The 24507-nt window shown below is 70.2% G+C and carries 19 protein-coding genes, 1 tRNA gene, 1 other RNA gene and 1 pseudogene; 10 read left to right on the top strand and 12 right to left on the bottom strand.

The genetic code is table 11. The features are described 5' to 3' along the window. The first annotated feature begins 83 nt into the window (after positions 1 to 83). Positions 84 to 1835 (top strand): 2-isopropylmalate synthase, encoded by a 1752-nt coding sequence (gene leuA, locus ACFYP0_RS31290; protein WP_355500682.1) that lies wholly within the window; start codon positions 84 to 86, stop codon positions 1833 to 1835. A gap of 29 nt (positions 1836 to 1864) precedes the next feature. On the opposite strand, the gene ACFYP0_RS31285 is transcribed toward leuA, so the two are convergent. Next, entirely contained in the window at positions 1865 to 3358 is a 1494-nt protein-coding gene (locus ACFYP0_RS31285; protein ID WP_355500679.1) for an MFS transporter, read from the bottom strand. Between the two features lie 107 nt (positions 3359 to 3465). Between ACFYP0_RS31285 and ACFYP0_RS31280 the strand changes: the two genes are divergently transcribed. Together ACFYP0_RS31280 and ACFYP0_RS31275 are read left to right on the top strand one after the other, a co-directional pair. Then, entirely contained in the window at positions 3466 to 4107 is a 642-nt protein-coding gene (locus tag ACFYP0_RS31280; protein ID WP_355500677.1) for an HNH endonuclease family protein, read from the top strand. After that, on the top strand, positions 4101 to 4490 hold the full coding sequence (locus tag ACFYP0_RS31275) for a hypothetical protein (RefSeq protein ID WP_386998435.1): 390 nt from the start codon (positions 4101 to 4103) through the stop codon (positions 4488 to 4490). Before ACFYP0_RS31280 ends, ACFYP0_RS31275 begins: the two co-directional genes overlap by 7 nt. Positions 4491 to 4511: 21 nt before the next feature. Here ACFYP0_RS31275 and ACFYP0_RS31270 read toward each other — a convergent pair whose 3' ends face one another. The 7 genes from ACFYP0_RS31270 to ACFYP0_RS31240 form a co-directional block, all read right to left on the bottom strand. Continuing rightward, positions 4512 to 5615 (bottom strand): ABC transporter ATP-binding protein, encoded by a 1104-nt coding sequence (locus tag ACFYP0_RS31270; RefSeq protein WP_355500672.1) that lies wholly within the window; start codon positions 5613 to 5615, stop codon positions 4512 to 4514. Continuing rightward, positions 5612 to 6625 (bottom strand): ABC transporter ATP-binding protein, encoded by a 1014-nt coding sequence (locus ACFYP0_RS31265; RefSeq protein ID WP_124856603.1) that lies wholly within the window; start codon positions 6623 to 6625, stop codon positions 5612 to 5614. Before ACFYP0_RS31265 ends, ACFYP0_RS31270 begins: the two co-directional genes overlap by 4 nt. A 66-nt stretch (positions 6626 to 6691) precedes the next feature. Next, positions 6692 to 7654 (bottom strand): ABC transporter permease, encoded by a 963-nt coding sequence (locus tag ACFYP0_RS31260; protein WP_124856601.1) that lies wholly within the window; start codon positions 7652 to 7654, stop codon positions 6692 to 6694. Further along, a complete protein-coding gene (locus tag ACFYP0_RS31255) occupies positions 7651 to 8655 on the bottom strand; it encodes an ABC transporter permease (RefSeq protein WP_088950603.1) in 1005 nt (334 codons plus the stop codon). The genes ACFYP0_RS31260 and ACFYP0_RS31255 overlap by 4 nt, the downstream gene beginning before the upstream one ends. 82 nt (positions 8656 to 8737) lie before the next feature. Next, on the bottom strand, positions 8738 to 10402 hold the full coding sequence (locus tag ACFYP0_RS31250; RefSeq protein WP_386998420.1) for an ABC transporter substrate-binding protein: 1665 nt from the start codon (positions 10400 to 10402) through the stop codon (positions 8738 to 8740). Between the two features lie 314 nt (positions 10403 to 10716). Further along, positions 10717 to 11310 carry a recombination mediator RecR gene (gene recR / locus ACFYP0_RS31245; RefSeq protein WP_124856597.1) on the bottom strand — a complete coding sequence of 198 codons (594 nt, stop codon included), beginning with the start codon at positions 11308 to 11310 and terminating at the stop codon, positions 10717 to 10719. A gap of 8 nt (positions 11311 to 11318) precedes the next feature. After that, positions 11319 to 11627, bottom strand: a complete 309-nt coding sequence (locus tag ACFYP0_RS31240; RefSeq protein ID WP_007466279.1) for a YbaB/EbfC family nucleoid-associated protein — start codon at positions 11625 to 11627, stop codon at positions 11319 to 11321. Positions 11628 to 11828: 201 nt separating this feature from the next. Here ACFYP0_RS31240 and ACFYP0_RS31235 point away from each other — a divergent pair, with 201 nt between their 5' ends. Continuing rightward, on the top strand, positions 11829 to 12500 hold the full coding sequence (locus tag ACFYP0_RS31235) for a DUF998 domain-containing protein (protein WP_386998419.1): 672 nt from the start codon (positions 11829 to 11831) through the stop codon (positions 12498 to 12500). A 108-nt stretch (positions 12501 to 12608) separates the two neighbouring features. On the opposite strand, the gene ACFYP0_RS31230 is transcribed toward ACFYP0_RS31235, so the two are convergent. Further along, the gene (locus ACFYP0_RS31230) at positions 12609 to 15779 is read right to left on the bottom strand and encodes a DNA polymerase III subunit gamma and tau (protein WP_386998418.1); all 3171 of its coding nucleotides are present in this window, start codon (positions 15777 to 15779) and stop codon (positions 12609 to 12611) included. Positions 15780 to 15981: 202 nt separating this feature from the next. Further along, positions 15982 to 16071, bottom strand: an RNA gene (ffs, locus tag ACFYP0_RS31225) — signal recognition particle sRNA small type. 82 nt (positions 16072 to 16153) lie between these two features. On the opposite strand from ffs, the gene ACFYP0_RS31220 reads away from it, so the two are divergent. The 3 genes and pseudogenes from ACFYP0_RS31220 to ACFYP0_RS31210 all read left to right on the top strand — a co-directional run bounded on the left by ACFYP0_RS31220 (position 16154) and on the right by ACFYP0_RS31210 (position 16699). Continuing rightward, positions 16154 to 16238, top strand: a tRNA-Ser gene (locus ACFYP0_RS31220). Positions 16239 to 16316: 78 nt separating this feature from the next. Beyond that, positions 16317 to 16517, top strand: a pseudogene (locus tag ACFYP0_RS31215) (Scr1 family TA system antitoxin-like transcriptional regulator); the annotation flags it as partial. Further along, the gene (locus tag ACFYP0_RS31210) at positions 16484 to 16699 is read left to right on the top strand and encodes a DUF397 domain-containing protein (protein ID WP_355500752.1); all 216 of its coding nucleotides are present in this window, start codon (positions 16484 to 16486) and stop codon (positions 16697 to 16699) included. The pseudogene ACFYP0_RS31215 and the gene ACFYP0_RS31210, both read left to right, overlap by 34 nt. Before the next feature lie 379 nt (positions 16700 to 17078). On the opposite strand, the gene ACFYP0_RS31205 is transcribed toward ACFYP0_RS31210, so the two are convergent. Next, a complete protein-coding gene (locus ACFYP0_RS31205) occupies positions 17079 to 18737 on the bottom strand; it encodes a hypothetical protein (RefSeq protein WP_386998417.1) in 1659 nt (552 codons plus the stop codon). Positions 18738 to 18938: 201 nt separating this feature from the next. On the opposite strand from ACFYP0_RS31205, the gene ACFYP0_RS31200 reads away from it, so the two are divergent. The 3 genes from ACFYP0_RS31200 (at position 18939) to ACFYP0_RS31190 (ending at position 22669) form a co-directional block, all read left to right on the top strand. Further along, positions 18939 to 19493 (top strand): hypothetical protein, encoded by a 555-nt coding sequence (locus ACFYP0_RS31200; RefSeq protein ID WP_355500657.1) that lies wholly within the window; start codon positions 18939 to 18941, stop codon positions 19491 to 19493. Between the two features lie 92 nt (positions 19494 to 19585). Further along, positions 19586 to 20080 carry a hypothetical protein gene (locus tag ACFYP0_RS31195; RefSeq protein ID WP_386998416.1) on the top strand — a complete coding sequence of 165 codons (495 nt, stop codon included), beginning with the start codon at positions 19586 to 19588 and terminating at the stop codon, positions 20078 to 20080. Between the two features lie 159 nt (positions 20081 to 20239). Beyond that, positions 20240 to 22669 carry a hypothetical protein gene (locus tag ACFYP0_RS31190; RefSeq protein WP_355500652.1) on the top strand — a complete coding sequence of 810 codons (2430 nt, stop codon included), beginning with the start codon at positions 20240 to 20242 and terminating at the stop codon, positions 22667 to 22669. A gap of 253 nt (positions 22670 to 22922) precedes the next feature. On the opposite strand, the gene ACFYP0_RS31185 is transcribed toward ACFYP0_RS31190, so the two are convergent. Then, complete coding sequence (locus tag ACFYP0_RS31185; RefSeq protein WP_386998415.1) at positions 22923 to 24473, bottom strand: alpha/beta hydrolase; 1551 nt, start codon at positions 24471 to 24473, stop codon at positions 22923 to 22925. Positions 24474 to 24507: the final 34 nt, after the last annotated feature.

The following is a 24507-nucleotide window of genomic DNA, read 5'->3' as shown; positions in this document are numbered from 1 at the left end:
CGGCACCGCCGCGCACCGTCGCCCGGCATCTCGCCGACACCTTCCGATCTGCTGACGCCACATGTTCCAGGGAGCACTCTGAGATGGCTCAACCTGTCACCGACGCTGAGACCGATCCGATCGCCCGGCAACGCCCCAGCCGGATGCCGTACCACCGCTACCAGCCGTACCAGGAGCAGTTCCGGGTCGAACTGCCGGACCGCACCTGGCCCACCCGCACTGTCCAGGCCGCACCCCGCTGGTGCGCCGTGGACCTCCGCGACGGCAACCAGGCCCTGATCGACCCGATGTCGCCCGAGCGCAAGCGCCGGATGTTCCAGCTGCTGGTCCAGATGGGCTACAAGGAGATCGAGGTCGGCTTCCCGTCAGCCAGCCAGACCGACTTCGACTTCGTCCGGCAGCTCATCGAAGACGACATGATCCCGGACGACGTCACGATCCAGGTGCTCACGCAGTGCCGGGAGCACCTGATCGAGCGGACGTTCGAGTCGCTGCGCGGCGCGAAGCGGGCCATCGTGCACTTCTACAACTCGACCTCCACCCTCCAGCGGCGGGTGGTCTTCGGCTTGGACCGGGACGGCATCGCCGACATCGCCACCACCGGCGCGCGGCTCTGCCAGAAGTACGCGGAGATCCACACCCCGGACACGGAGATCTTTTACGAGTACTCGCCGGAGTCGTACACGGGCACCGAGCTGGAGTACGCGCTGGAGGTCTGCTCCCGGGTGATCGACGTGATCGACCCGACCCCGGACCGGCCGCTGATCATCAACCTGCCGGCCACCGTCGAGATGGCCACCCCCAACGTGTACGCCGACTCGATCGAGTGGATGCACCGGCACCTGCCGCGCCGGGACAGCGTGGTGCTGAGCCTGCACCCGCACAACGACCGGGGCACCGGCGTGGCCGCCGCGGAGCTGGGCCTGCTCGCCGGCGCGGACCGCATCGAGGGCTGCCTGTTCGGCAACGGTGAGCGCACCGGCAACGTCGACCTGGTGACCCTGGGGCTCAACATCTTCTCCCAGGGCATCGACCCGATGATCGACTTCTCGAACATCGACGAGATCCGGCGAGCCGTTGAATACTGCAACCAACTGCCGGTGCACGAGCGCCACCCGTACGCGGGCGACCTGGTTTACACCGCCTTCTCCGGCTCCCACCAGGACGCGATCAAGAAGGGCTTCGACGCCCTGACCGCCGACGCGAAGGCGGCCGGCGTACCGGTGGACGAGCACACCTGGGCGGTGCCGTACCTGCCGATCGACCCGAAGGACCTGGGCCGCACCTACGAGGCGGTCATCCGGGTCAACTCGCAGTCCGGCAAGGGCGGCGTCGCGTACATCATGAAGAGCGAGCACCAACTGGACCTGCCGCGCCGGCTCCAGATCGAGTTCTCCGGGGTGGTGCAGCAGGTCACCGATCACGACGGCGGCGAGGTCGACCCGACCGCCATGTGGGAGATCTTCGCGACGCACTACCTGCTCGACCACCAGCCCGACCCGGCGGTCCGGCTGGCCGGCTACACGATCGGCACGGTGGACGGCAAGGTCGAGATCGAGGCCCAGGTCGGTGTGGGCGGCGAGCAGCGCTCGCTCGCCGCGGTCGGCAACGGCCCGATCGACGCGTACGTCAACGCGCTCCAGTCGGTCGGGGTGGGCGTACGGGTGCTCGACTACCACGAGCACGCGCTCTCCTCCGGTGGTGACGCGCAGGCCGCCGCGTACGTGGAGTGTGAGGTGGACGGCAGGACGGTCTGGGGTGTCGGCACCGACGCCAACATCGTCACCGCGTCGATCAAGGCGGTCACCAGCGCCGTCAACCGCGCCCGCCGCTGACCTGGGTGCGACACCCCCGAAGTGGCTTCCTACTTCGGGGGTGTCGCGGCGGGCAGTGAATGGCAGGGCTGGGACGGCGGGGCTTTCCGGGGCGGTCGGTGGACCAGCACCAGGGCCAGCAGCGCGCCGGCCACGAGCAGCCCTGCGCACCACTCCATCGCGCCCCGGAACGCGTCGGTCAGCTCGGCCTTCTGCTCGTACCCGCCGCCGGAGAGCCCGACGAGCAGCGGCAGCGCCGCCACCGCGAGCAGGCCGCCGGCGCGGGATGCGGCGTTGTTGAACCCGCTGGCCACACCGGAGAACCGGTCCTGCACGGCGGCCAGCACCGACGCGGTCAGCGGTGCCACCACCAGGGTCAACCCGATGCCGAAGAGCAGCACCCCGGGCAGCACGTCCCGCCAGTACGACGCGCCCGGTCCGACGCCGCGCAGCAGCAGCAGGCCGAGCGCGGCGATCACCGGTCCGATGGCGAGCGGCAGCCGTGGGCCGATTCGGGCGGACAGCGCACCGGCCCGCGCGGACCCGACCAGGAGCAGCAGGGTCATCGGCAGCAACGCGATGCCGGTGCGGAAGGCCGACCACTCGACCACGTTCTGCAGGTAGACGGCGAAGAAGAAGGTGAAACCGCCGAGTGCTGCGTAGACGACGACGGTGAAGAGGTTCAGCACCGAGAAGAGTCGGCTGCTGAACAGCCCGGTGGGCAGCATCGCGGCGTCGCCACGTCGCCGTTCCAGCAGGACGAAGGCCACCGCGGAGAGCACCCCGACCACGGCTGCGACAAGCACCTCGGCGGAGTCGAACCCGCGGGCCGGCGCGTCGATCAGGGCGTAGGTGACGCCGGCGAGCGCGAGCGCTCCGAGCAGGGCTCCGGCGACGTCGAACCGCCGTCGGGTCTGCCCCCGTCCCTCGGTGCGGGAGGCGCTCTCGTCCCGGCTCTCCGGCACCCAGCGCAGGGCGGCCAGCAGCACCAGCACGGCGATCGGCAGGTTGAGGAAGAAGATCCAGCGCCAGGAGAGCGCGTCGATCAGCCAGCCCCCGATGAACGGGCCCAGCGCTGTGGACACCCCGGACAGCCCGGCCCAGGCACCGATCGCCCGGCCCCGGTCGTCCGGATGGAAGCTCGCCTGGAGCACCGACAGCGACCCGGGTGTGAGCAGCGCGCCACCGGCGCCCTGGAGGAATCGGGCCGCGATCAGCATGCCGGTGCCCTGGGCCAGCCCGCAGAGCACGGAGGCGGCGGTGAACCAGACAACGCCGATGAGGAAGATGCGTCGCCGGCCGAAGCGGTCGCCGAGCGCGCCGCCGAGCAGCACGAATGCTGCCAGCATCAGCAGATAGCCGTTGATGGTCCACTGGAGATCGGCCACGTTCGCCCCAAGGTCCTGCCCAAGTTTCGGCAGCGCCACGTTGACGACGGTGCTGTCGAGGAAGACCATGCCAGAGGCGAGTACGGCGGCGAGCAGCGTGCCCCGGCCGGCGGTGGTGCCCATCCGGAGGGCGGTCGCCGGTACGGATGCGGTCATCCCACCAATCTGCCTTGCATCATGTGGGAGACGCCACGAAACGCCGAAACCGTGCCCGGGTACTGTGCGCAATCGCCGGGAGCCCCCAAGCTGGAGAGGTGTCGTCTGTGCGTACCAGATCAGGACCGCGAGCGGCGGTGGCCGTGCTTGCCGCGGCGCTGGCGCTCGGCATGGCCGGTTGCGTCCCGCAGGATGAGCCGACCACACCGCCGTCGAGCGACGGCGGCGGCAACGCCGCGGAGCAGCTCAGCCAACTGACCGTCGCAACCGCCGGGTCGATGAAGGGCTACAGCCGGGAACGCTTTCCGCACTGGCGGGACACCGGCAAGAACTGCGATGTCCGGGACAGCATCCTCCAGCGCGACGGCAAGGACGTGAAGCTCTCCGGCTGCAACGTGGTCGGTGGGCGCTGGGAGAGCGTGTACGACGGTCGCAGCTTCTCGGATCCCTCCGACGTGGACATCGACCACATGGTGCCGTTGGCCAACGCGTGGCGCTCAGGTGCCGACGAGTGGGACAACGCGAAGCGCGGCGATTTCGCCAACGACACCACCCGTCCGCAGCTCTTCGCGGTTTCCGCCTCGTCGAACCGGGCAAAGGGTGACCAGGACCCGTCGCAGTGGAAGCCGGCAAACCGGTCCTACTGGTGCAAATACGCTCAGGACTGGGTGACGGTCAAGCACTACTGGAAGCTCACGGTGACCAGCGCCGAGAAGGCCGCCCTGACCGACATGTTGGAGGGCTGTTGAGTGGGGAGCTATTCGTGACCGCCGCCGAAGAGAGCGGCCCGGCCGCCGCCGGGATGACCGCCGACGGCACCGCCGAGACCCCTGCCGCCGTGCCGGGTGCCGGCATGGTGGCGGACTCGGGCGGCGCGGCCGGCCCGCAGGCCCGCACCACCGACATCGTGCCCGGCCCCGGCGGCGTGATGACCGACGAGGTCGGCGTCGTCACCGGTGATCTGACTCTGCGCACCGAGTACGCGGACGGCAAGGTCACCCTGCGGGTGCAGTACAAGGACGCGGACGAGTGGTACGCGGTGACCGGCACGTCGGTCACGCTGGCCGACCCGGCCGGGCTGGACGCGGTGCACGGCGTCGCCGTGGGGCTGCTGAGCCGCCCCGAAGGCTGACGGCCGGCACCGCGTCCAGTCTCAGACGTACGAACCGGGCTCGGTGGGTGCGGAGACCACGCTTGGCGTGTCCCCCTCGCCCTCGGGCCGGACGATCTGCGCGCTGACCCCGTGGGGGCGCAGTTCCCCGCTGGCGATCTGCTCGGCGAAGTGACAGGCCACCCGGCTGGCGCCGATGTCCCGCAGCACCGGCCGTTCGTCGGCGCAGCGGGTGGGCTGCGCCCACGGGCAGCGGGTGTGGAAGCGGCAGCCGGACGGCGGGTTGGCCGGCGACGGCAGGTCACCGGCGAGCAGGATCCGCTCCCGGCGGTCCTCCACGTCCGGGTCCGGCACCGGCACCGCCGACATCAGCGCCCGGGTGTACGGGTGCAGCGGCTCGGTGTAGAGCCGGTCGCTCGGTGCCTCCTCGACCAGCGCGCCCAGGTACATGACGCCGACCGTGTCGGAGATGTGCCGGACCACCGCGAGGTCGTGCGCGATCACCAGGTAGGTCAGCCCCAGGCTGTCCTGGAGTTCGTCCAGCAGGTTGACCACCTGGGCCTGGATCGACACGTCGAGCGCCGAGACCGGCTCGTCGGCGACGATCAGCTCCGGCCCGAGCACCAACGCGCGAGCGATGCCGATGCGCTGCCGCTGCCCGCCGGAGAACTCGTGCGGGTAACGGGACAGCGCCCAGCGCGGCAGCCCGACCGCGTCCAGGGTCTCGCCGATGATCCGTCGACGGTCGGTGCGGTCGGTGCCGATCCCGTGGGTCTGCAGGCCCTCGGTCAGGATCGACTCGACGTTCTGCCGGGGGTCGAGGCTGGACATCGGGTCCTGGAAGATCATCTGCATCCGGCGACGCATGCTGCGCAGCTTGCCGGGCGGCAGCGTCGTCAGCTCGACGCCGTCGAAACTGACCTCACCGGCGGTCGGCGGGGTGAGCTGGAGCAGCGCCCGGCCCAACGTGGACTTGCCGCAGCCGGACTCACCCACCAGGCCGTACGTCTTGCCCCGCGCGATGCTCAGATCGACCCCGTCGACGGCCTTCACATGGCCGACCACCCGGTCGAAGAGCACCCCCCGTTTGATCGGGAAGTGCACCTTCAGGTCGCGCACCTCGACGAGGATGTCGTTCTCACTCACGCTGTCTCCTCCTCGCGCGGGGCGGGCACCATGCCCGGCAGCGGCTCCGGGTTGACGCACCGGTAGCTCCGTCCGTCGTGCGCGTGCACCAACTCCGGCGGCTCACCCACACACTCGTCGATCCGCCGGGCGCAGCGCGGGGCGAAGGCGCATCCGTCCGGCCAGGGCAGCAGGTCGCGGACCGAACCGGCGATCGGGTTGAGCTTCTCGCCCCGCCCGGCGTCCAGGCGCGGCACCGAGCCGAGCAGACCCACTGTGTACGGGTGACGCGGCTGGCGGAACAGCGGACGACGGCGGGCCGTCTCCACCACCCGGCCGCCGTAGAGCACGTTGACGGTGTCGACCATGCCGGCCACCACGCCGAGATCATGCGTGATCATCAGCAGTGCGGTGCCGGAGTCCCGGACCAGTTCCTTGAGCAGCTCCAGGATCTGGGCCTGGATGGTGACGTCCAGCGCGGTGGTCGGCTCGTCGGCGATCAGCAGCCGAGGCTGGCAGGCCACCGCCATCGCGATGAGCGCACGCTGGCGCATCCCACCGGAGAGCTGGTGCGGATACTCCTTGAGCCGCCGCTTCGGGTCGGGGATGCCGACCCGGTCCAGCAGCGCCGCCGCCTCCTTCGCCGCGGCCTCGCCCTTCATCCCCCGGTGCCGGGTGAGCACCTCGGTCACCTGCAAACCGATCGGGATCACCGGGTTCAGCGAGGACAGCGGGTCCTGGAAGATCATCGCGATGTCGCGGCCCCGGATGTCCCGCCGCGACCGGTCGTCGAGCTGGAGCAGGTCCGTGCCGTCGAAGACGGCCTTGCCACCGACCCGCAGGCCGGGCTGCTTGGGCAGCAGACCCATGATCGCGAGCGAGGTGACGCTCTTGCCACAGCCGGACTCGCCGACCAGGCCGACCACCTCACCGGCGTCGACCGAGAAGGACACCCCGTCGACCGCGTGCACGGCCCGCTGGCCGCGCCGGGCGAACGTGACGGAGAGATCTTCAACTTCGAGCAGTGCCATTACTGGCCTTCCGTTCGCGACTGCGGGGCTCGCAAGCTCACTCCTCGCGCTTCACACATTCCGGGCCTACTTCCGCAGCTTCGGGTCGAGGGCCTCGCGCATCGCCTCACCCAGCAGGGTGAAGCCGAGCGCGGTGATGATGATCGCGACCGCCGGGTAGATCGCCAGTGACGGCCGGATGCCGAGGTACTGCTGCGCATCGGCGAGCATGACCCCCCACTCCGGTACGGCGGTGTCCGGGTTGCCGAGGCCGAGGAAGGAGAGCGCCGCGGCCTCGATGATCGCGGTGGCCAGGGTCAGCGTGGCCTGCACGATAACCGGGGCGAGCGAGTTCGGCACCACGTGGGTCAGCGCGATCTTCGACTTCTTGACGCCGAGCGAGGTCGCCGCCAGCACGTAGTCGCTGTTGGCCTGGGAGATCATCGAGCCGCGCAGCAGCCGGGCGAACACCGGCACCGAGACCACACCGACCGCGATCATCACCGTGGTCAGGCTGGCCCCGAGCAGGGCGGCGATGCTCACCGCCAGCAGCAGGCTCGGCATCGCCAGCAGCATGTCGATGAAGCGCATCAGGGTGGTGTCGATCCACCGCCCCCACCGGCCACCGAGGCCGGCCGCGGCACCGGAGACGCCACCGATCAGCGCGCCGATCGCCAGACCGATCAGGGTGGAGACCACGCCGACCAGCAGGGTCTGCCGGGCGCCCACGATCATCCGGCTGAACTCGTCGCGGCCCTGGTGGTCGTAACCGAACCAGTGGTCGCCGGTCGGGCCGGGGATGACACCCGGCTTGATCAGACCTTCCCGGATGCCGACCGTGTCCGTCGGCGCGTACGGCACGAGGAACGGTCCGATGACCGCGACCAGCACGAAGAGCGCCAGAATGACGGCGCCGACGATCGCGGCCGGGTTGCCGCGCAGCCGGCGGAACGCCTCCTGCCAGAGGCTGACGCCCCGCTCGTCGTCACGGGCGGCCAGTTCGGAGAGCCGGTCGATCTTTTCGCGCTTCTTGCCTGGGCTGAGTGTCATCGCACCCTCACCCTCGGGTCGATGAAGCTGTAGGAGAGATCGACCAGGAGGTTCACCAGCACGTACACCACCGCGATGATCAGGATGAAGCCCATCAGCACCGGATAGTCGCGTTGGCCGATGGCCTCGGCGACGAACGCTCCGATGCCACTGAAGGCGAAGACGGTCTCGGTCAGCACGGCGCCGGAGAGCAGGCCGCCAGCGAGCAGACCGATCGAGGTGGCCACCGGCAGCATCGCGTTGCGCAGGACGTGCCGGCGACGGACCGTCTGCTCGGTCAGGCCCTTCGCCTCGGCGGTGCGCACGAAGTCCTCGTTGAGCACCTCCAGCACGCTCGCCCGGGTGATTCGGACGATGATCGCCAGCGGGATGCTGGCCAGCGCGATGGCGGGCAGCACGAGATGCCAGAGCGCGTCGGCGGCGGCGTCCCACTCGCGGGTCATCAGGCCGTCGAGGACGAAGAAGTTGGTGACCCGGGTCGCCTCGAGCGTCGGGTCCTGCCGGCCGCTGGACGGGAACCAGTGCAGGTTCTCCGAGAAGATCGCCTTGAGCACGTAGCCCAGGAAGAACACCGGGATGCAGATGCCGATCAGCGAACCGCCCACGGACGCGTGGTCCAGGAAACGGCCGCGACGGCGGGCGGCCAGGTAGCCCAGCGGGATACCGATGCCGATCGCGATGATCATCGCGGTGATGGTCAGCTCGACGGTGCCGGGGAAGCGCTCGATGAACTCCGTGGTGACCGCCCGCTTGGTGGAGGTCGAGGTGCCCAGGTCGAGCTTGATCATCCGCCGGACGAACCGGCCGTACTGCACCAGGATGGGCTCGTCGAGCCCCATGTTGCGGCGGATGGCGGCACGCATCTCGGGCGTGCCCCGCTCGCCGAGGATGGCGGTCTCGGGGCCGCCGGGGAGCCGGCGGAGCCAGATGAAGAGCAGAAGGGAGAGCCCGAACAGCGTGGGTATCAGCTGAAGCAGGCGCCTGACGATGAACCGGAACACGGCGGCCTCGAAGGGGTGCGGAGGGTTGCGGGCGGGCGCTGTGCGACAGCGCCCGCCCGCGTTCCTTGCGTCAGATCAGGACTTACTTGAACTCGGCGGTGGCGAAGCGCTCGTCGGTGAGCGGGCTCGCCTTGACGCCGGTCACGTCCTTGCCGAACACGATCGCCGGCGGCGAGTGCGAGATCGGCACACCGGGCAGGAACTCCATCACGGACTTGTTCAGGGCCTTGTACTTCTCGGTCCGGGCCGCGATGTCCGCGGTGGTGTCCGCGTCCTTGAACTGGTCGAACAGGGCCTTGTTGTTGAAGCCCCACTCGTCCTTCGGCCGGTCGAAGAAGGTGCCGATGAAGTTGTAGGCGTCGCCGTAGTCGCCGGTCCAGCCCAGGAAGTGGATGTCGTGCTTGCTACCCGAGGTGGTGGCGTTCAGGTAGTCCGGGCTCCACTTCAGCGGGATCGCCTCGACGGTGATGCCAACGGCCTTCAGGTCCGCCGAGAGCAACTCGAAGATGTCCTTCGGGTTCGGCATGTACGGCCGGGTGACCTCGGTCGGGTAGTGGAACTTCAGCGTCAGGTTCGACGCGCCGGCCTCGGCCAGCAGCGCCTTCGCCTTGGCCGGGTCGTAGGTGTACTTCGTGACGTCACCGTTCCAGCCCTCGACGGTGTCCGGCATGAAGTTGTCGGCGACCTTGGCACCCGGCGGCAGCTTGGACGTGACCAGCTGCTGACGGTTCAGGGCGTACGCGATGGCCTGCCGGACGCGGATGTCGGCGAGCTTCGGGTTGCCCTTCTGGTTCATCGCCAGGTAGAGCACGTTGAACGCCGGGCGCGTGAGCATGTTGAAGCCCTCGCTCTTCAGCGGCTCGACGTCGGCCGGGCCAACCAGGTCGTAGCCCTGGATGTCGCCGGAGCGCAGCGCCTGCTTGCGAGCGTTCTCGTCCGAGATCGTCTTGAAGATCAGGGTCTTCAGCTTGGCCTTGGTGCCCGAGTAGTCCTCGTTGCGCTCCAGGGTCAGCGTCTTGTTGGCGACGTCCCAGGCCTTGAACTTGAACGGGCCGGTGCCGGTCGGGTGCGCCGTGGCGTACGCCGGGTACTTGATGTCCTCGGCGGTGCCCGCGACGTTGCTCGCGTCGAACTCCTGCAGCGCCTTCGGGCTGTGGATGGAGAACGAGGGGAGCATCAGCGCGGCTGGAACCTTGCTGGAGACCCGGGTGAACGCCAGGTCCACAGTGGTCGCGTCCTTGGCGGCGCACGACTTGAAGAGGCTCGGGGGCAGGTCTTCGCTCTCGTTCTTCGCGAAGCCACCCATGACGTCCTGCCAGTACGCGGTCACGTCCGGGCTCTGCATGAGGCCCTTGGCGTTGTACCAGCGGTTGAAGTTGACGCAGACGGCCTCGGCGTTGAAGTCGGTGCCGTCGTGGAACTTCACGCCCGAGCGGAGCTTGAAGGTCCAGGTGGTGCCGGCGGCGTCCGGGGTCCAGGACTCGGCCAGGCCGGGGGTGACCTTGGTGCCACCCTCCTCCGGTCGGACCAGGGTCTCGAAGACCTGACGCGCCACACGCAGCGACTCACCGTCGCTGGCGAAGCTCGGGTCGAGCACCTTCGGGTCTCCGGCGACGCCGAAGACCAGGGTGTCCTTCTTGCTACCACCGGATTTGTCGTCGTCGCGGTTGCTCTCGGCGCAGCCTGCTACCGCGAGGGCCGCGACCGCGATGGCCGCGATCGCGACCTTCGGCCTGGGTGCACGCATGTGTGCTTCACCTCGTCCTTGGGGGTACGGACAACGTGGTGACAGGGGTCACCGATGGCGGTGACCATAGCTCCCGATGCGTCCACCCGGAAACCGCTGAGTGGACGGTTGGTATCGGATCGTGCCTCAACCGCCGCTTGACATTCGATTCTTAGGTAAACAGCGGCAAAAACCGATCAATCAGCACCCGCGATGCCAAACTGTTACGTCGAACAGCCCCGATGAGGGCACAGGTGTCAGATCATTTCCGGGCACAGACGCAGCGGCGGCCGGCACCCACACGGGGTGCCGGCCACCGGCCGTACGTCAGGAAATCAGACCGCGCGGCGCCCCTCGAAGGCCCGACCAAGGGTGATCTCGTCGGCGTACTCCAGATCGCCGCCGACCGGCAGCCCACTGGCCAGCCGGGTCACCGAGATGCCCATCGGCTTCACCATCAACGCCAGGTAGGTGGCCGTCGCCTCGCCCTCGGTGTTCGGATCCGTGGCCAGGATCAACTCCCGCACACCGCCGCCACCGAGCCGGATCATCAACTCCCGGATGCGCAGGTTGTCCGGGCCGATCCCCTCCAGCGGATTGATCGCGCCACCCAGCACGTGGTAGCGACCGCGGAACTCACCCGTCCGCTCGACGGCCACCACGTCCTTGGGCTCCTCCACCACGCACAGCACCTCGTCGGTGCGGCGCGGGTCGCGGCAGATCCGGCACTGCTCGGACTCGGCCACGTTGTAGCAGGTCGTGCAGAACCGCACCAGCTCCTTGACCTTGCGCAGCGCGCCGGCCAGCCGGTTGACGTCGGCCGGATCCGCCGAGAGGACGTAGAACGCGATCCGCTGAGCGCTCTTCGGGCCCACGCCCGGCAGCCGCCCCAGCTCGTCGATCAGATCCTGGATGGCACCTTCGTACATCTGCCGGCTCAGAAACCGGGCAGGCCGAGGCCGCCCATGCCGCCGGCGACCGGGCCCATCTTGCGCTCGGTCAGCTCCCGGGCCGCCTCGGCGGCGTTGTGCACGGCCGCGACGACCAGATCCTCCAGCGTCTCCACGTCGTCCGGGTCGACGGCCTTCGGGTCGATCTTGATGGCCTTCAACTCACCGGAGCCGGAGACCGTCGCGGTGACCAGCCCGCCGCCGGCGGTGCCGGTCAGCTCGGCCTCGGCCAGCTCGGCCTGGGCGGCGGCGATCTGCTGCTGCATCTTCTGCGCCTGCTTCAGCATCTGCTGCATGTTCGGCTGTCCACCTGGGCGCACGGGATGGCTCCTTCTCGCACTCGTCTGCTCGACCGCCGCTCAGCCTATCCGCTGGGACCGACCTCGCCCCGCCCGGTGCGTCCGCCCACGCCGAGCCTTCGGGTACGGCTACCCCTACCCCGAACCGGCCATCTGCTGGTAGTGCGCCCATACCCGTCGCACTGGTCTGCTCGTGGCATGAACCTCAACCGCACCGGCCGGGTCGGCGCACTGTGCTGGCTCGGGGCCGCGCCCATCTTCCTCGTCGCCAGCCTGATCACCGGGCTGCGGTGGCGCGAGCCCGCCTACAGCTGGGCCACCCACAACATCAGCGACCTCGGCAACGCCCACTGCGGCATCTGGGACACCACCCGCCCCCGCTACGTCTGCTCACCGTGGCACCCACTGATGAACACCGCGACACTGGCCACCGCCGTCCTGCTCGCCGCCGGGCTCCTGCTGACCTGGCGGATCCTCGCTCACGGCCCGGTTGTGCGCACGGCCCAGACACTCCTGCTGCTGGCCACCGGCGGATACGCCCTCGTGGCCCTCTACCCGGCCGACATCGACGAGAACCTGCACGTCCTCGGCGCAGTCCTGATCATGGGGATAGGCAACATCGGCCTGCTCCTCGCCGGCTTCGCACCCCGCAGCACGACGCTCGGCCGATGGCGACGACTCACCCTCACCGCCGGGCTCATCGCGCTGGCCGGAACGACCCTGTTCGCCGCCCAGCAAGGCCTGGGGATCGGGGTAGGCGGTATGGAACGGGTAGCCGTCCTTCCGTTCCCCCTCTGGGCCTGCACTCTGGGTGTCCTGCTAGCCGAGGCCCCTCCCCTGCGCGATCTTGCACTTCCTGCCGCGACATAAGGGGGCATTCTGCGCAAGACGACGACCGAAACTGCAAGATCGCCGGCCCGAGCGAGCCGGGCCGGGGCCGGGCCGGGGCCGGGCCGGGGCCGGGCCGGGGCCGGGTCGCTAGCGGGCGTCGACTTCGTTGATCTTCTCGGCGCCGAAGGTTTCCCGGAGCAGCCGTACCGCCTGTTCCTCGCTGGACTCCCGTGCGGTCTTCTCGTCGATGATCTCGTCCAACGGCTCGTCGCCCGGGTCGAACCCCTCGAAGGCCGGGGCCGCGGCCGGTGCCGCGCCGCCGGGTCGGCCGGCCCGCGCTGGGCCGTCGAAGTCCGGGTCGTAGGGCGGCTCGCCCGCCCATTCGGCGTCCGCGACCGGCCGGGCTGCCGCTCCGGTACGCGCACCGCGCCCCGCCGCCGCCGCGCGAGCCGCGGCGATGGCGCTGCTCACCGGCGCACCACCGGCTGTCGCCGGCTGCCGGGCCGCCGGTGTCGGGTTACCCCGCCCGCCCGGCTTACCGCCACCGGCCGCTGACCCGGAACCGCCCGAACCTTCCGGCCAGGTGCCGTTCGCGCCACCACCGTTGGTGCCGCTGCCGTTCCCGGCGTTCCCGCTCCCGGGGTTGCCGTTCGCGCCGCTCGACGCCGGTGCGGAGTGCGGGCTCGACTCGTTTCCGGCCGACGCGCCGCCAGGTCGGGCGGCCTCCGGCCAGTCCTCGTCATCCGTAGCCTCGGCGACGAGGGCGCCGCCGCCGGGGCGGGCCGCCTCCGGCCAGTCGCCGTCGTCGTCCGCCGCCGGGGCGGAGGGCGCTGCGCCCTGCCCACCAGCACCGTGACCAGCGGAACCCGCACCGACACCACCACGCGAAGCCGAGCCGGGGCCGGTCGGGTTGGCTGCGGCCGGCGAGGCGTTCGTCGGACCGGCGGCGATCGGGGCGTTGGGTCCCACAGTCCCTCGCCCGGCGGCGTTCGCACCTGGCGCTGCGGTTGAGCCGGGCCCAGCGGTCGAGCCAGACGTGTTCGTGCCAGGCGCAGGGTTCGAGCCAGGCGTGTTCGTGCCAGGCGCACCGTTCGAGCCAGGTTCGGGGTTCGAGCCGGACGCGGCGTTGGACCCAGGCGCTGCGTTCGAGCCAGGCGCGGGGTTCGAGCCAGGCGCACCGTTCGAGCCAGGTGCGGGGTTCGAGCCAGGTGCGGGGTTCGAGCCGGACGCGGCGTTGGACCGAGGCGCACCGTTCGAGGCAGGCGCGGGGTTCGAGCCGGACGCGGCGTTGGACCCAGGCGCACCGTTCGAGGCAGGCGCGGGGTTCGAGGCTGGCGCGGGGTTCGTGCTCGGCCCGGCCGGCGGCGCGCTCGTCGGGCCGGCGGCAGTCGGGGTCGCGGCGGCGGGCGCGTCGGGGCGGGCCGGTGCGGTCTGCTGTGTGCGCGGTGAACCGGACAGCGACACGCCACCGCGCTCGCCGGCCACCTCGCACCGGATCTGCCAGCGCCCGCCCAACTCCTCGTAGAGCGCGTCGGTGAGCACCGCCGCGTGGTCGGCCATCATCTTGGCCAGCACTGTGGACTTCACCGTCAGCACCAGCATGTCGCCGTCGAGTTCGCGGACGACCGCGTCGCGCATCAGGGCGGCGATCCGCTTGTTGGTCCGGTTGACCTTGCCGACCACGTCCGGCCAGACGCGGCGGACCGCGACCGCGTCCAGCGCGGCGGCTGGCGCTCCGGGTCGGGGCGGCGCGGGCGTGGCCGGGTCGGGAAGCACCGCCGACGGTGGCACCACGCGACGCGGAGCCGGCCCGGCGGGTGAGACGGGCCCGGCCTGGTCAGCGGGGGCCGACCCGGTCGACGCGCCGGGAGAGACCGGGATCGGCGAGTCGGCCGCCACGACGTAAGAGGTAGGTGCACCGGAGGTCGGAGCGTGCGTGGCGGGTGCCCCGGTGACCGAAGCAGCCGGGGCGGGAGCGACCGCAGCGCTCTGGGTCGGGGACGCTGCCGGGTCGACCGCCCACGGCGGTGCGGAGGTCGGGGCGTTCGCGGGTGCCGGGGTGGCGGCAGCCGGGACCGGGGTGGCTTGCTGTGGGCGTACCCCTGGGTGGTTGGTCGGCGCGGAGCCGGCGGCGGCCGACGGCGCGTCGGTGCCGCCCAGGGTGAGCCGGCGTTCCATCCGCTCCAGGCGCTGGAGCAGGCCGCCGGTGGAGTCGTCCGCGCCGGGCAGCAGCATCCGGGCGCAGATCAGCTCCAGCAGCAGGCGGGGCGCGGTGGTGCCGCGCATCTCGACCAGCCCGTTGTGCACGATGTCTGCGCAACGGGACAGCGTGGCCGAGCCGAGCTGCGAGGCCTGGGCTGCCATCCGCTCGATCTGGTCGGCCGGGCCGTCGATCAGACCCTTCGCGGCGGCGTCCGGCACCTGCTGGATGACGATCAGGTCGCGGAGTCGCTCCAGCAGGTCGGAGGCGAACCGGCGCATGTCGTGCCCGGCCTCGGCGACCCGGTCGACGGTGGCGTACGCGGCCGCGCCGTCACCGGCGGCCAGCGCGTCGCACATCTCGTCGATCAGCGCCGAGTCGGTGACACCGAGCAGCGCGACGGCCCGCGCGTAGCTGACCCCCTCCGCGCCGGCGCCGGCGATGAGCTGGTCGAGCACGGAGAGGCTGTCTCGCATGCTGCCGCCACCGGCGCGGACGACCAGCGGAAAGACCGCCGGCTCGACGGCGACGCCCTCGGCCTGGGTGAGCTGCTCCAGGTACGGGCGGACCACCTTCGGCGGAAACAGCCGGAACGGGTAGTGGTGGGTCCGCGACCGGATCGTGCCGAGGACCTTCTCCGGCTCGGTGGTGGCGAAGATGAACTTGACGTACTCCGGGGGCTCCTCGACCAGCTTGAGCAGGGCGTTGAAGCCCTGGGTCGAGACCATGTGCGCCTCGTCGATGATGTAGATCTTGAAGCGACTGCTGGCCGGCGCGAAGAAGGCGCGCTCGCGCAGCTCGCGGGCGTCGTCGACACCGCCGTGGCTGGCCGCGTCGATCTCGATCACGTCGATCGACCCGGTGCCGTCGGTGGCCAGCGAGCGGCAGGACTCACACTTGCCGCACGGCTCGGGGGTGGGGCCCTGCTCACAGTTGAGCGAGCGGGCCATGATCCGAGCGCTGGTGGTCTTGCCACAGCCACGGGGGCCGGAGAAGAGGTAGGCGTGGTTGAGCCGTCCGCTGCGCAGCGCCTGCGACAGCGGCTCGGTCACGTGCTCCTGACCGATGACCTCAGCGAAGGTACGCGGCCGGTACTTGCGGTAGAGCGCCAGCGTCACTCGTCCCGCCTCCTCTCGACCGAGCCATTCTGCGCCGGTCGGGCGCGGGTGACCACCCACCACCCCGGGCGCCTGGGCCTTCGGGCTTGATCGACTCGGCTGTCAGCCTTGATCGACTCGGCTTCCTGGAAACCGCGGTGTCCGCGTGGCCGGGACACCGCGACATTACGGATGCCGAGTGGATCAACCGGCCCACAGACAAAAAGGCCTCCCGTGCACCCGGCAGAGCTCGCTTATCCTTGCTGCCTTCCGGCCCTGGGGAGGTTCACGAGATACCGCCGCACGGGAGGTGACGCCCAGCCTACCCGACCGCCCGTCGATCTTCAGGGGGTGGTGGGGTGGCCCGCCCGACACGGGCCTGTATCCTGGCTCGCGGAGGATTCGCCTAGAGGCCTAGGGCGCACGCTTGGAAAGCGTGTTGGGTTTACACCCTCACGAGTTCGAATCTCGTATCCTCCGCTCTCTTGAGCAGCACGAACGACAGGGCCGGCCCTAACGGGGACCGGCCCTGAGTCGTCTGCGCGGTCGCTCCCGTGCCTCAACGGACCTTTCGTGAGCGCGCACAGCCACGACCACCGGGTCGCCGGCTACCTCGACAACCAACTTCAGGGACAAGTGGCTAGCGACCCCGAGGACATCGCCGCCATGATGGCGGCATGGGAGAACGTGCGCGGCGAGGCGTTGTCCCACTGGCAGTCGGTCGAATTCATCCAGGAAGTGGCGGAGTCACGGAGCTGAACGACGCCCGGTGGCGCAAGAGCAGCCGCAGCAGCGGCAACGGCGGCAACTGCGTCGAGGTCGCCGACAACCTGCCCAGCGTCGTCGGCGTACGGGATTCGAAGGACCCGACCGGCCCGGCGCTCGCCTTCGCGCCCACGGCCTGGCGCGCGTTCGTCAGCCAGCTATCCCGGCGGGCCTGAACCCGCCCCGACGACCTTCGTCACCCTTCGCGGCCGAGACTGGCGCAAACGCCCGACCGCCGACCGACATGGCCGGCTGCGGCCCGGCACCTCGACTTCGTCGAGATCTTGGACAGTTTCCGTTCGCACGGCGGGCTAACGGAAACTGTCCAAGATCTGGAGCTTGACGCCGGGAAGGCTCGATGGGCGGGCACCGCGCACCGGTAGGGGCCGGCGGGCAGCGGAGTACGCCCGCCTGACCGCAGTTTTCGGCCGTCGCCGGCGGGCCTGACAACGGCCGACTCCGAGCGACCCCGCCTGACGGCACGCTCGCGGCCGGTACTCGCGCAAAACGCCCGGCCGGTCCACGACAGACCGACCGGGCGTTGCTGAGCACCACTCAGAAAACCGTGCCACCACTCTGCGGCCCAGCGATCCGGAGACCGTAGCGCTGGGGCCAGACGAACTCGGTCCGGTCGGACAGACCGCTCCACGTCTTGTTCTGCGGCGCCAGCCCGCCGGCGGAGGCGTAGAACGGATTCATGACCCCGGACGGATATCCGGCGAGGTCACCGTTCACCTCTTCGCCGATTGACGCCACGACGGCGTCGAGCCCGCTCGCGCGGCTGAGGTTCAGCAGGGCGACGGAGGAGCCGAACCTGTCGCCGTTCTCGGAAGCATCCGGAACGGCACCGTGGTTCTGGTCGAACGCCTGCGCGCCGGCCCCAGTCAGCCCACCGGCGGACCCCTTGAGCAGGGTGATCATGCCGGCGTCGACCCGCGAGCCGACGTCCTCGCCGGGGGTACCGACCAGCACGTCCGCTTTGCCATCACCGGTCACGTCGCCGACCGCCAGCACGCCACCGAAGCGGTCGTCGTCCTCGGGGTCGTCCGGCACACCGGCCGTACGCTGGGTGATGATCTGCACGGCACTGCTGGACAGGCCGCCGGAGCGGCCGGCGAAGGCCGCGATGAGGCCGCCGTTGATGTGCGGGGTCTGCGCGCCGGAGGCACCGACGACCACCTCGCCCAGCCCGTCGCCGTTCAGGTCGCCGACCGCGAGCGCGTCACCCAGGTACCAGGCGACGGTGCCGGTCCCATCGTTGGGTTCGATCGCCGCACCGGTGACCGAGGTGGCACCGGTGGACGACACACCACTCGCCGAGCCCCACATCAGGGTGACCATGCCGGTGCCGTCCCAGCTCGCGCCGTCGTTTTCCCGCGGAGCGCCGATGACCAGATCCTGGTACCGGTTGTTGTCGACCTTTCCGATCGCGAGCGTGAAGCCGAACTGGTCGTTGCTCTCAGCCGATCCGGGCACCGCGGCCTGGTCCTGCTGAAGGTGCTGAGCCCCGGTGGCCGTGAGGCCGCCCGACGCACCGAAGAGGACGGTGACCGCCCCGGCGGCCGCCTTGGTCCCGATCGACTCGCCCCAGGCGCCGATGGCGAGGTCGTCGCGGCCATCCCCGTTGATGTCACCGGCCGCGAGGGCACCCCCGAACTGGTCGAAGGTCTCCGGGCTGTCCGGAACACCCGGCGAGTCCTGGTTGAAATGGATTGCCGAGTTGACCACCAGGCCGCTGCTGCTTCCCGGAATGACCCAGATCCCGCCGGCGTGGGTCTTGGTCCGGGCGTCCGGCTCGTCAGCGTTGCCGATCGCCAGGTCGTCGTAACGGTCGCCGTTGAAGTCCCCCGCCACGAGAGTCGTGCCGAACGCGACGGAACCACCGCCCTCCGGTAATGCACCCATGAGGTAGTCGACCTTTGCGGCGGATGAATACCGCACGGTGACCACACCGGCCGGGACCAGCGGCAAGTTGTAATTGAACGGGTCGCCAGAGGCCGCGATGTCGTCGGTGCCGTCGCCGTCGAAGTCGGATTGACCGACACCCGTGCCCCGCAACCGGGGCGTCGCCTTCAGCCAGGACACCTGGTGGTGCTGGAGAACGACGCCGTCCCGGGTGATGGTCCGGACGCCTTCCGCAGCCTTTGCGGGGGCACTGATTGCCAGGCTGGCCAGAACAGTTGGGAGAACCAGAAAAGTTGCGCTTCGCTGCATAGATACCCCGTTTCGATGGGCGCCTGGACACCATAGGCAGCCGACTCGATCTTCAAAATAAGACGAACGGGCAGTGCGGGGAACGGACCATTCGGCAGTGGGCAACTGAGGGGGAACGACGGGTACCGTCCGGAGGCGGCCGGCGGTCTGCAGCCGTCGTACACATGTTCTATCCACAGGCTGTGGACGGCGGAGGGTTCGATGGCTTACCAGCTCAGCGCGGTGGTCGCGGACGTTGAGCTGCTCCGCGAGCAGACCGCCGAGCTGGATCACGCGGTCCTCGGCGAGCTGCGCCAGGACTTCGCGTTGCTGCCGGTCACCCCGCAGCTGGTGATCGAGCTGACCGGGTCGTTGCCGGATTTCGCCACTGACGACCGGAGCGCCGCGCGCCCGTTCGACCTGGTGTTGTCGACGGCGCTGGTCGAGGTGCTGACCCGATGGTCACAGTCGGGGCCGGTGGCCTATCTGGAGGCGGAGTTCGGTGGTGGCATCGGCCACCAGTCGGCAGCGGTGTGGTTGGGCGGGGTGCTGTCCTGGGGCCCGCGCTTCGACGACGAGTTGAGCGCGCCGCGCGAGCAGTGGCCGATCAACGGTGCGCTGAGTCAGCTCGGCGTGGAGCCCGGCACCTGGATCGACCCGTTCGCCGAGCTGGGGTTGCATCTGGAACGGAGCACCGAGGGTTGGCTGGCGCACGGGCGGCGTCGACTCAGCGCCGACCACTGGGACGAGCTGGTCGAACAGTGGGAAAACCAGTAATCCGGCGTTCGGCAGCAACTTGAACGCTCCGGTTCCGTTGGGGACTGGGGGATTCCATGAAATTGCGACAATTTGCGTTTATCGCCACACTGTTGACGGCTGCCTCGATCGCGGGCAGCGGCGTACCGCCAACCGGGTCGATCCCGAACGGTCGGCCCGCCGGCAACGTGGAGATCATCGACCTGAACGGCCTGCGCAACATCGAGTTCGGTGTTACCGAGGACGAGCTGACCCGACGCGGCATCCTGCGTACCAGCCTGGACGCCTGCGGGCCGATGCTCGCCGGCCACGACATGGTCAGCCCGGTCTTCGTGGAGGACAAACTCGTGCTGCTCTGGGTCGGCGACCCGATGCGGACACCCGAGGGCATAACGGCGGGCTCGCCCGTCGACGAGGTCTGGGACCGCTACCCGGAGGTCAGCCGGCTGCGGGCTCCACAGGGGACGCGTCGCCTCGACGGGTTGCTCGCCCGCAGTGGCGACCGCGCGTACCTGTTCCTGCACGACGGGCGCACGGTCCGAAAAACCATCGCCGGGTACGCGGACTGGGCCCGCCGCCTCTTCGACGAGGGCATCGGCCCCTGCTGAACCGCCGTTCAGCGGATGCCCGACAAGCCGATTGTCGGCTATCGAACTTCGTGAAATTATCCCTGCGCTCGCGCAGATCGCGCGACTCTAGCGGGGGAGCCAAGCGTGCGTACAACCATGTTCGATCCGGTGTGGAGACACGTCGCGAGGTGGGCGGCCGTGGCCGCCCTCAGCGCCGCCGGCGCGGGCGTGCTGGCAGGTCCAGCGACCGCCGCTCCGACCGGCGAGCCGTCAGCGCGACCGGCAGTGACGACCGAGCAGCCGCGCCCGGCCTCCAAGCCGGCGCAAGCGCCGGTCATCCGGGCGACCCCCGCGGCCACCGAGACCCCGGCGAAGGTCGGCACGTCCGCCACCTGCGGCGGGCAGCTCCCGCTGGGCAAGGTCCTGAAGTGCGCGTCGATCTCGGGCGCCACGAAGCAGACGTGGACGATCACCTCGACTGTCGACCAGGACACCCTCTACATCGGGCTTCTGGAGGTCTCCGGCGACGGTGTCGGGGCCGAGGTCAAGGGTCCTGATGGCACCCACGCCTGCTACGTCAGTTCGTACCTGACCGACTGCGTGCTCGGCGCCGCGGGCACCTACACGGTGACTGTGGGCCTCGACTACGGCACCGGCAAGGGCGCCTACTCGCTGTCGGCAGAGTCGATGCGGACCCCGTCCACCTGCGCCAACCTGCCCGAGAGCTTCTTCTCCTTCGCCTCGACCGGACGCAGCGGCACGCTGCCCGCCGGCCTGGCCGCCCGCTGCTTCACGTTCAAGCAGCCCGCCGGCTCGGTCCTGCACCTGGCCGACCCGGGCGGTGCCGAGGACATCCAGGGCGCCATCCTGAATGCGCAGTTCCAGCCGGTCTGCACGGTGCGCTACGTCACGGAGTGCACGCTCGAAGGGTCCGGGCCGTACCGGCTCTTCCTGCGGGAGGCCTACGGCAGCAAGGCCGCCTACACGCTCAAGATGCCGCGGCTGTCGCGGGCCGTCGGCTGCCCCGCCCTGCCCCTAACCGCGTTCGGTGACCCCGGCGCCGCGGTCGGGACCGGCACCGTGCCCCCGTACGAGGGCATCGGCTGTCAAGCGCTGCGAGTCACCACCCCCGGCCCACTGCTCGTCCGCATGGAGCAGAACGCGAACCAGTACCTCAACTGGCAGGTGTACGACGAGGCCGGACGAGTGGTGTGCACGGAGTGGGACTCCTCGCGGTCCTGCGCCGCACCGACGGCCGGCAACTACACGTTCGTGGCGCAGAACTGGAACTGGGAACCGGTCACCTATCGGATGGCGGTGGCCCGACTCGACCAGTCAGAGGGTTGTGCCGCCCCCAGCGGGCTCGGGTGGGACCAGCCGACCCTGACGGTGCACCAGACCTCGGCGGTGCAGACCAACTGCCAGCCGTTCCACGGCGAGGCCGGTGAGCGCGTCATGGTGTACCGGACCCCGGACCGGTACAACGACATCTCCTCCTGGCTCGTCGACGAGCAGGGCGGCGTGGTGTGCGCTGATACGACGGAGGGGGAGGACGGCTGCGTCCTTCCGTCGACCGGAACCTTCCGGGTCGTCTCCTACCTCTCCCGCTGGAATTCGGAGGACACCGACCTGACCTACCGGATGCAGGTCCGCAGCCTCTCGGACGCGACCGGCTGCCCGACGGTCACCCCCGGGGCGTACAACGCCGCCCCGGCCGGCCCGCTCGGCGCCGTCCGGTGCCGCGTCCTGGACCTCCCCGCCGCGGGCACCTACCGGATCAAGGCGGTCGGGGAAGACAACTACCGGCAGTACGCGAACGTCTACGACAGCACCGGCCACCGGGTGTGCATGGACGAGTGGTGTCAGGTCCCCGCCGCCGGCAGGTACACGCTGGTGCTCGGTGGCGGCACTGTGGACGCGGTGATCGACGAGAGCCTGCGGTACCACCTCGCGGTGTTGCCGTGGCTGCCGTCCGACTGCCGGCCGGCGTCCGACACCGGCTGGCAGGACGCACCGGTACGAGGGCAGCTCGCCAACCCCGCGCAGTTCGACTGCCTCCAGTTGAGCAGCCCTTCCGGTGCCCTCATCACCGAACTGCTCCCGGGTGACGCCACCGGAGCCGGCTCGCCCGACGTGACGGTGATCGACTCCACCGGGGCATTCATGTGTGACTCCTCCTGGGCGCTGCGCCAGTACCACTGCGAGCTGACCGGCCAGGCACCGTACTTCGCCGTACTCAACTCGCGCAACGGCGCCTCGGACGGGCCGTACTCGCTCGCGTTCGCACGTACCGACGGCCCGCCCGCCTGCCCGACGTTGCCCGCGGGTGCGACGGGTGCCACGGTGACGACGGGTGCCGACCGGTTCGGGGTCTGTTTCTCGATTCCGGCCGACGCTCGCGCCGCCACGGAGTCGTTCACGTGGAAGCGGACCGACGGAACCGGTGACGCTCGCCTGTCGGTGTTCGACTCGGAGGGACGTCGCTACTGCGGCCCGACCGGTTACGCCGTCGAGCGGACCATTTCCTGCTCGCTACCTGACGGACCAGTCACGGTGATCCTGGAGGCGGACGGCGTCGACGCCGCGTACCAGCTGACCCACCGCGACGCCAGCAACCCCGACGCGTGACGGGCGGCGAGCCGGCTCTTCACTCGGAGAGCCGGCTCGCCGAACACCGCAGCGTCAGCGGCCGAACGACCGATGCGGACACCCAAGGGCATAACGGCGGGCTCGCCCGTCGACGCGGTCTGGGACCGCTACCCGGAGGCCAGCCGTCTGCGGGCTCCACAGGGGACGTGTCGCCTCGACGGGTTGCTCGCCCGCAGTGGCGACCGCGCGTACCTGTTCCTGCACGACGCCCCTGCTGACCGGCGCGGACTGATCAGGACGACGTACGGCTGGCGCAGTCGAGGTCTCTGGCCGGCAACTGTCCGTGGGCGAGGTAGGCGACGACTGCATCGTCCACGCAGACGTTGCCGTAGTTGCCGAAGACACCGTGAATCCGAGCGTCGTGCAGGGTGATCAGCCGGGAACCGGTGAGCGCCCGGTGCATGGCCTGGCCATGCCGGTAGATCGTGCGGGTGTCTCCCGTGGACTGCACGATCAGTGCCGGCACGGAGTTCTGCACGACTGTCGGTCGCTCCCGGGGTTGCTGAGGCCAGAACGCACACGGACTGATAGCCCTGGTCAACTCCCCGAAACGGGGTTCAGCGGTCTGATGCTGCCGGATATCGCGCCAGTAGTGCCCGGCAGCACGGCGTACCGGCACGTCCCCGCAGAGGATCGCGGCCTGCACGCTGCCGGTTGCCGACTCGGCACCGGTCAACAGAAACGACAGGGTGTCCGCCAGAGACGCGGTCGGAGTCGCGGAGCCCGACACCACGGCCTGCCAGAGCACCCGAACCGTCTGCGCGAGGTCGGCCTGCGTTTCGTCCCGATCGTCGCTGAGCCGATTGAGCAGCAGGTACGGCACCGTCTGCCGGTCCACCTGATAGCCACCCACACGTAGCGGGCGGCGGCTCGCGGCGGCGAGGATCCCGTCCACCACGGCCAGCACCTGCTGACTGGTGCGGCCCAGGCCGTACCGCTCGTGGTGGCGGGCCGTCCAGTCCGCCCAGTCGCGCAGTGCCACCTCGTTGGCGGGCCCGGCCTCGCGCAGCACCCTCGCGCCGTAGCTGGCGGGGTCGACAGCGCTGTCCAGGACGACCCGGTCGGCACGCTCCGGGAACATCTGGGTGTAGACCGCGCCCAGATAGGTGCCGTAGGAGTAGCCCAGGTAGGAGAGCTTCTGCTCGCCGAGCGCGGCCCGGAGCAGATCCATGTCGCGGGCCGTGTTCCGGGTGGTGATGTGCGGCAGCAGGTCGGCGTGCCGGCGGGCACATCGGGCGGCCAGGTCCCGTTCGAACGCTGTCAGCCGGTCGAACGTGGCGCGGTCCGGCCCGGCGGAGCGAGTCCAGGTGCCCGTTGGCCAGCCGCAGTCGAGCGGGGTGCTGCGACCGACGAACCGAGGGTCCAGCCCGATGAGGTCGAACCTCGCCCCGACCTCACCCAGCCACTGTCGGATCGGCAGAACGTCCGACCTCCCCGGCGCACCGGGACCGCCGGTGTTCAGCAGCAGGACGCCGAGCCGGTGCGTGGTGTCGGTCGCCGGCAGCCGGGACAGTGCCAGGTTGATGGTGCGGCCGTCCGGGCGGGCGTAATCCAGCGGAACGGCCAGCTCGGTGCAGGAAGCGCCGGCCTGATCCAGCTCGGCGCCAGCCGCGTCGGACGAGCCCCGCTGACAGGTGTGCCAGTCGAGCCGCTGCCGTTGGGTATCGGCCAGGTCGTCGGCGGCGGCGGCCGGCGCCACCCCGGCGGCAGTGGCGGTGATCGCCAGCACGGTCAGCGTGGCCGCCACTCTCGTCGCGGTCGCGGTCCATCTGCTCCAGGTCATCGTCATCTCCTCGGTCGGGAAATCAGCCCGGCGG

This window comes from Micromonospora arida (assembly GCF_042873195.1).
Taxonomy (GTDB): domain Bacteria; phylum Actinomycetota; class Actinomycetes; order Mycobacteriales; family Micromonosporaceae; genus Micromonospora; species Micromonospora arida.
The sequence above is the reverse complement of the archived record's forward strand: the minus strand, read 5'-3'. Positions and strand labels throughout refer to the sequence as shown.

Bases quoted from the DNA above. Each gene is read 5' to 3' on its own strand.
- leuA (WP_355500682.1), top strand. From the start codon at position 84: ATGGCTCAACCTGTCACCGACGCTGAGACCGATCCGATCGCCCGGCAA.
- ACFYP0_RS31285 (WP_355500679.1), bottom strand. From the start codon at position 3,358: ATGACCGCATCCGTACCGGCGACCGCCCTCCGGATGGGCACCACCGCC.
- ACFYP0_RS31265 (WP_124856603.1), bottom strand. From the start codon at position 6,625: ATGGCACTGCTCGAAGTTGAAGATCTCTCCGTCACGTTCGCCCGGCGC.
- ACFYP0_RS31260 (WP_124856601.1), bottom strand. From the start codon at position 7,654: ATGACACTCAGCCCAGGCAAGAAGCGCGAAAAGATCGACCGGCTCTCC.
- ACFYP0_RS31250 (WP_386998420.1), bottom strand. From the start codon at position 10,402: ATGCGTGCACCCAGGCCGAAGGTCGCGATCGCGGCCATCGCGGTCGCG.
- recR (WP_124856597.1), bottom strand. From the start codon at position 11,310: ATGTACGAAGGTGCCATCCAGGATCTGATCGACGAGCTGGGGCGGCTG.
- ACFYP0_RS31240 (WP_007466279.1), bottom strand. From the start codon at position 11,627: ATGCAGCAGATGCTGAAGCAGGCGCAGAAGATGCAGCAGCAGATCGCC.
- ACFYP0_RS31235 (WP_386998419.1), top strand. From the start codon at position 11,829: ATGAACCTCAACCGCACCGGCCGGGTCGGCGCACTGTGCTGGCTCGGG.
- ACFYP0_RS31205 (WP_386998417.1), bottom strand. From the start codon at position 18,737: ATGCAGCGAAGCGCAACTTTTCTGGTTCTCCCAACTGTTCTGGCCAGC.
- ACFYP0_RS31200 (WP_355500657.1), top strand. From the start codon at position 18,939: ATGGCTTACCAGCTCAGCGCGGTGGTCGCGGACGTTGAGCTGCTCCGC.
- ACFYP0_RS31185 (WP_386998415.1), bottom strand. From the start codon at position 24,473: ATGACCTGGAGCAGATGGACCGCGACCGCGACGAGAGTGGCGGCCACG.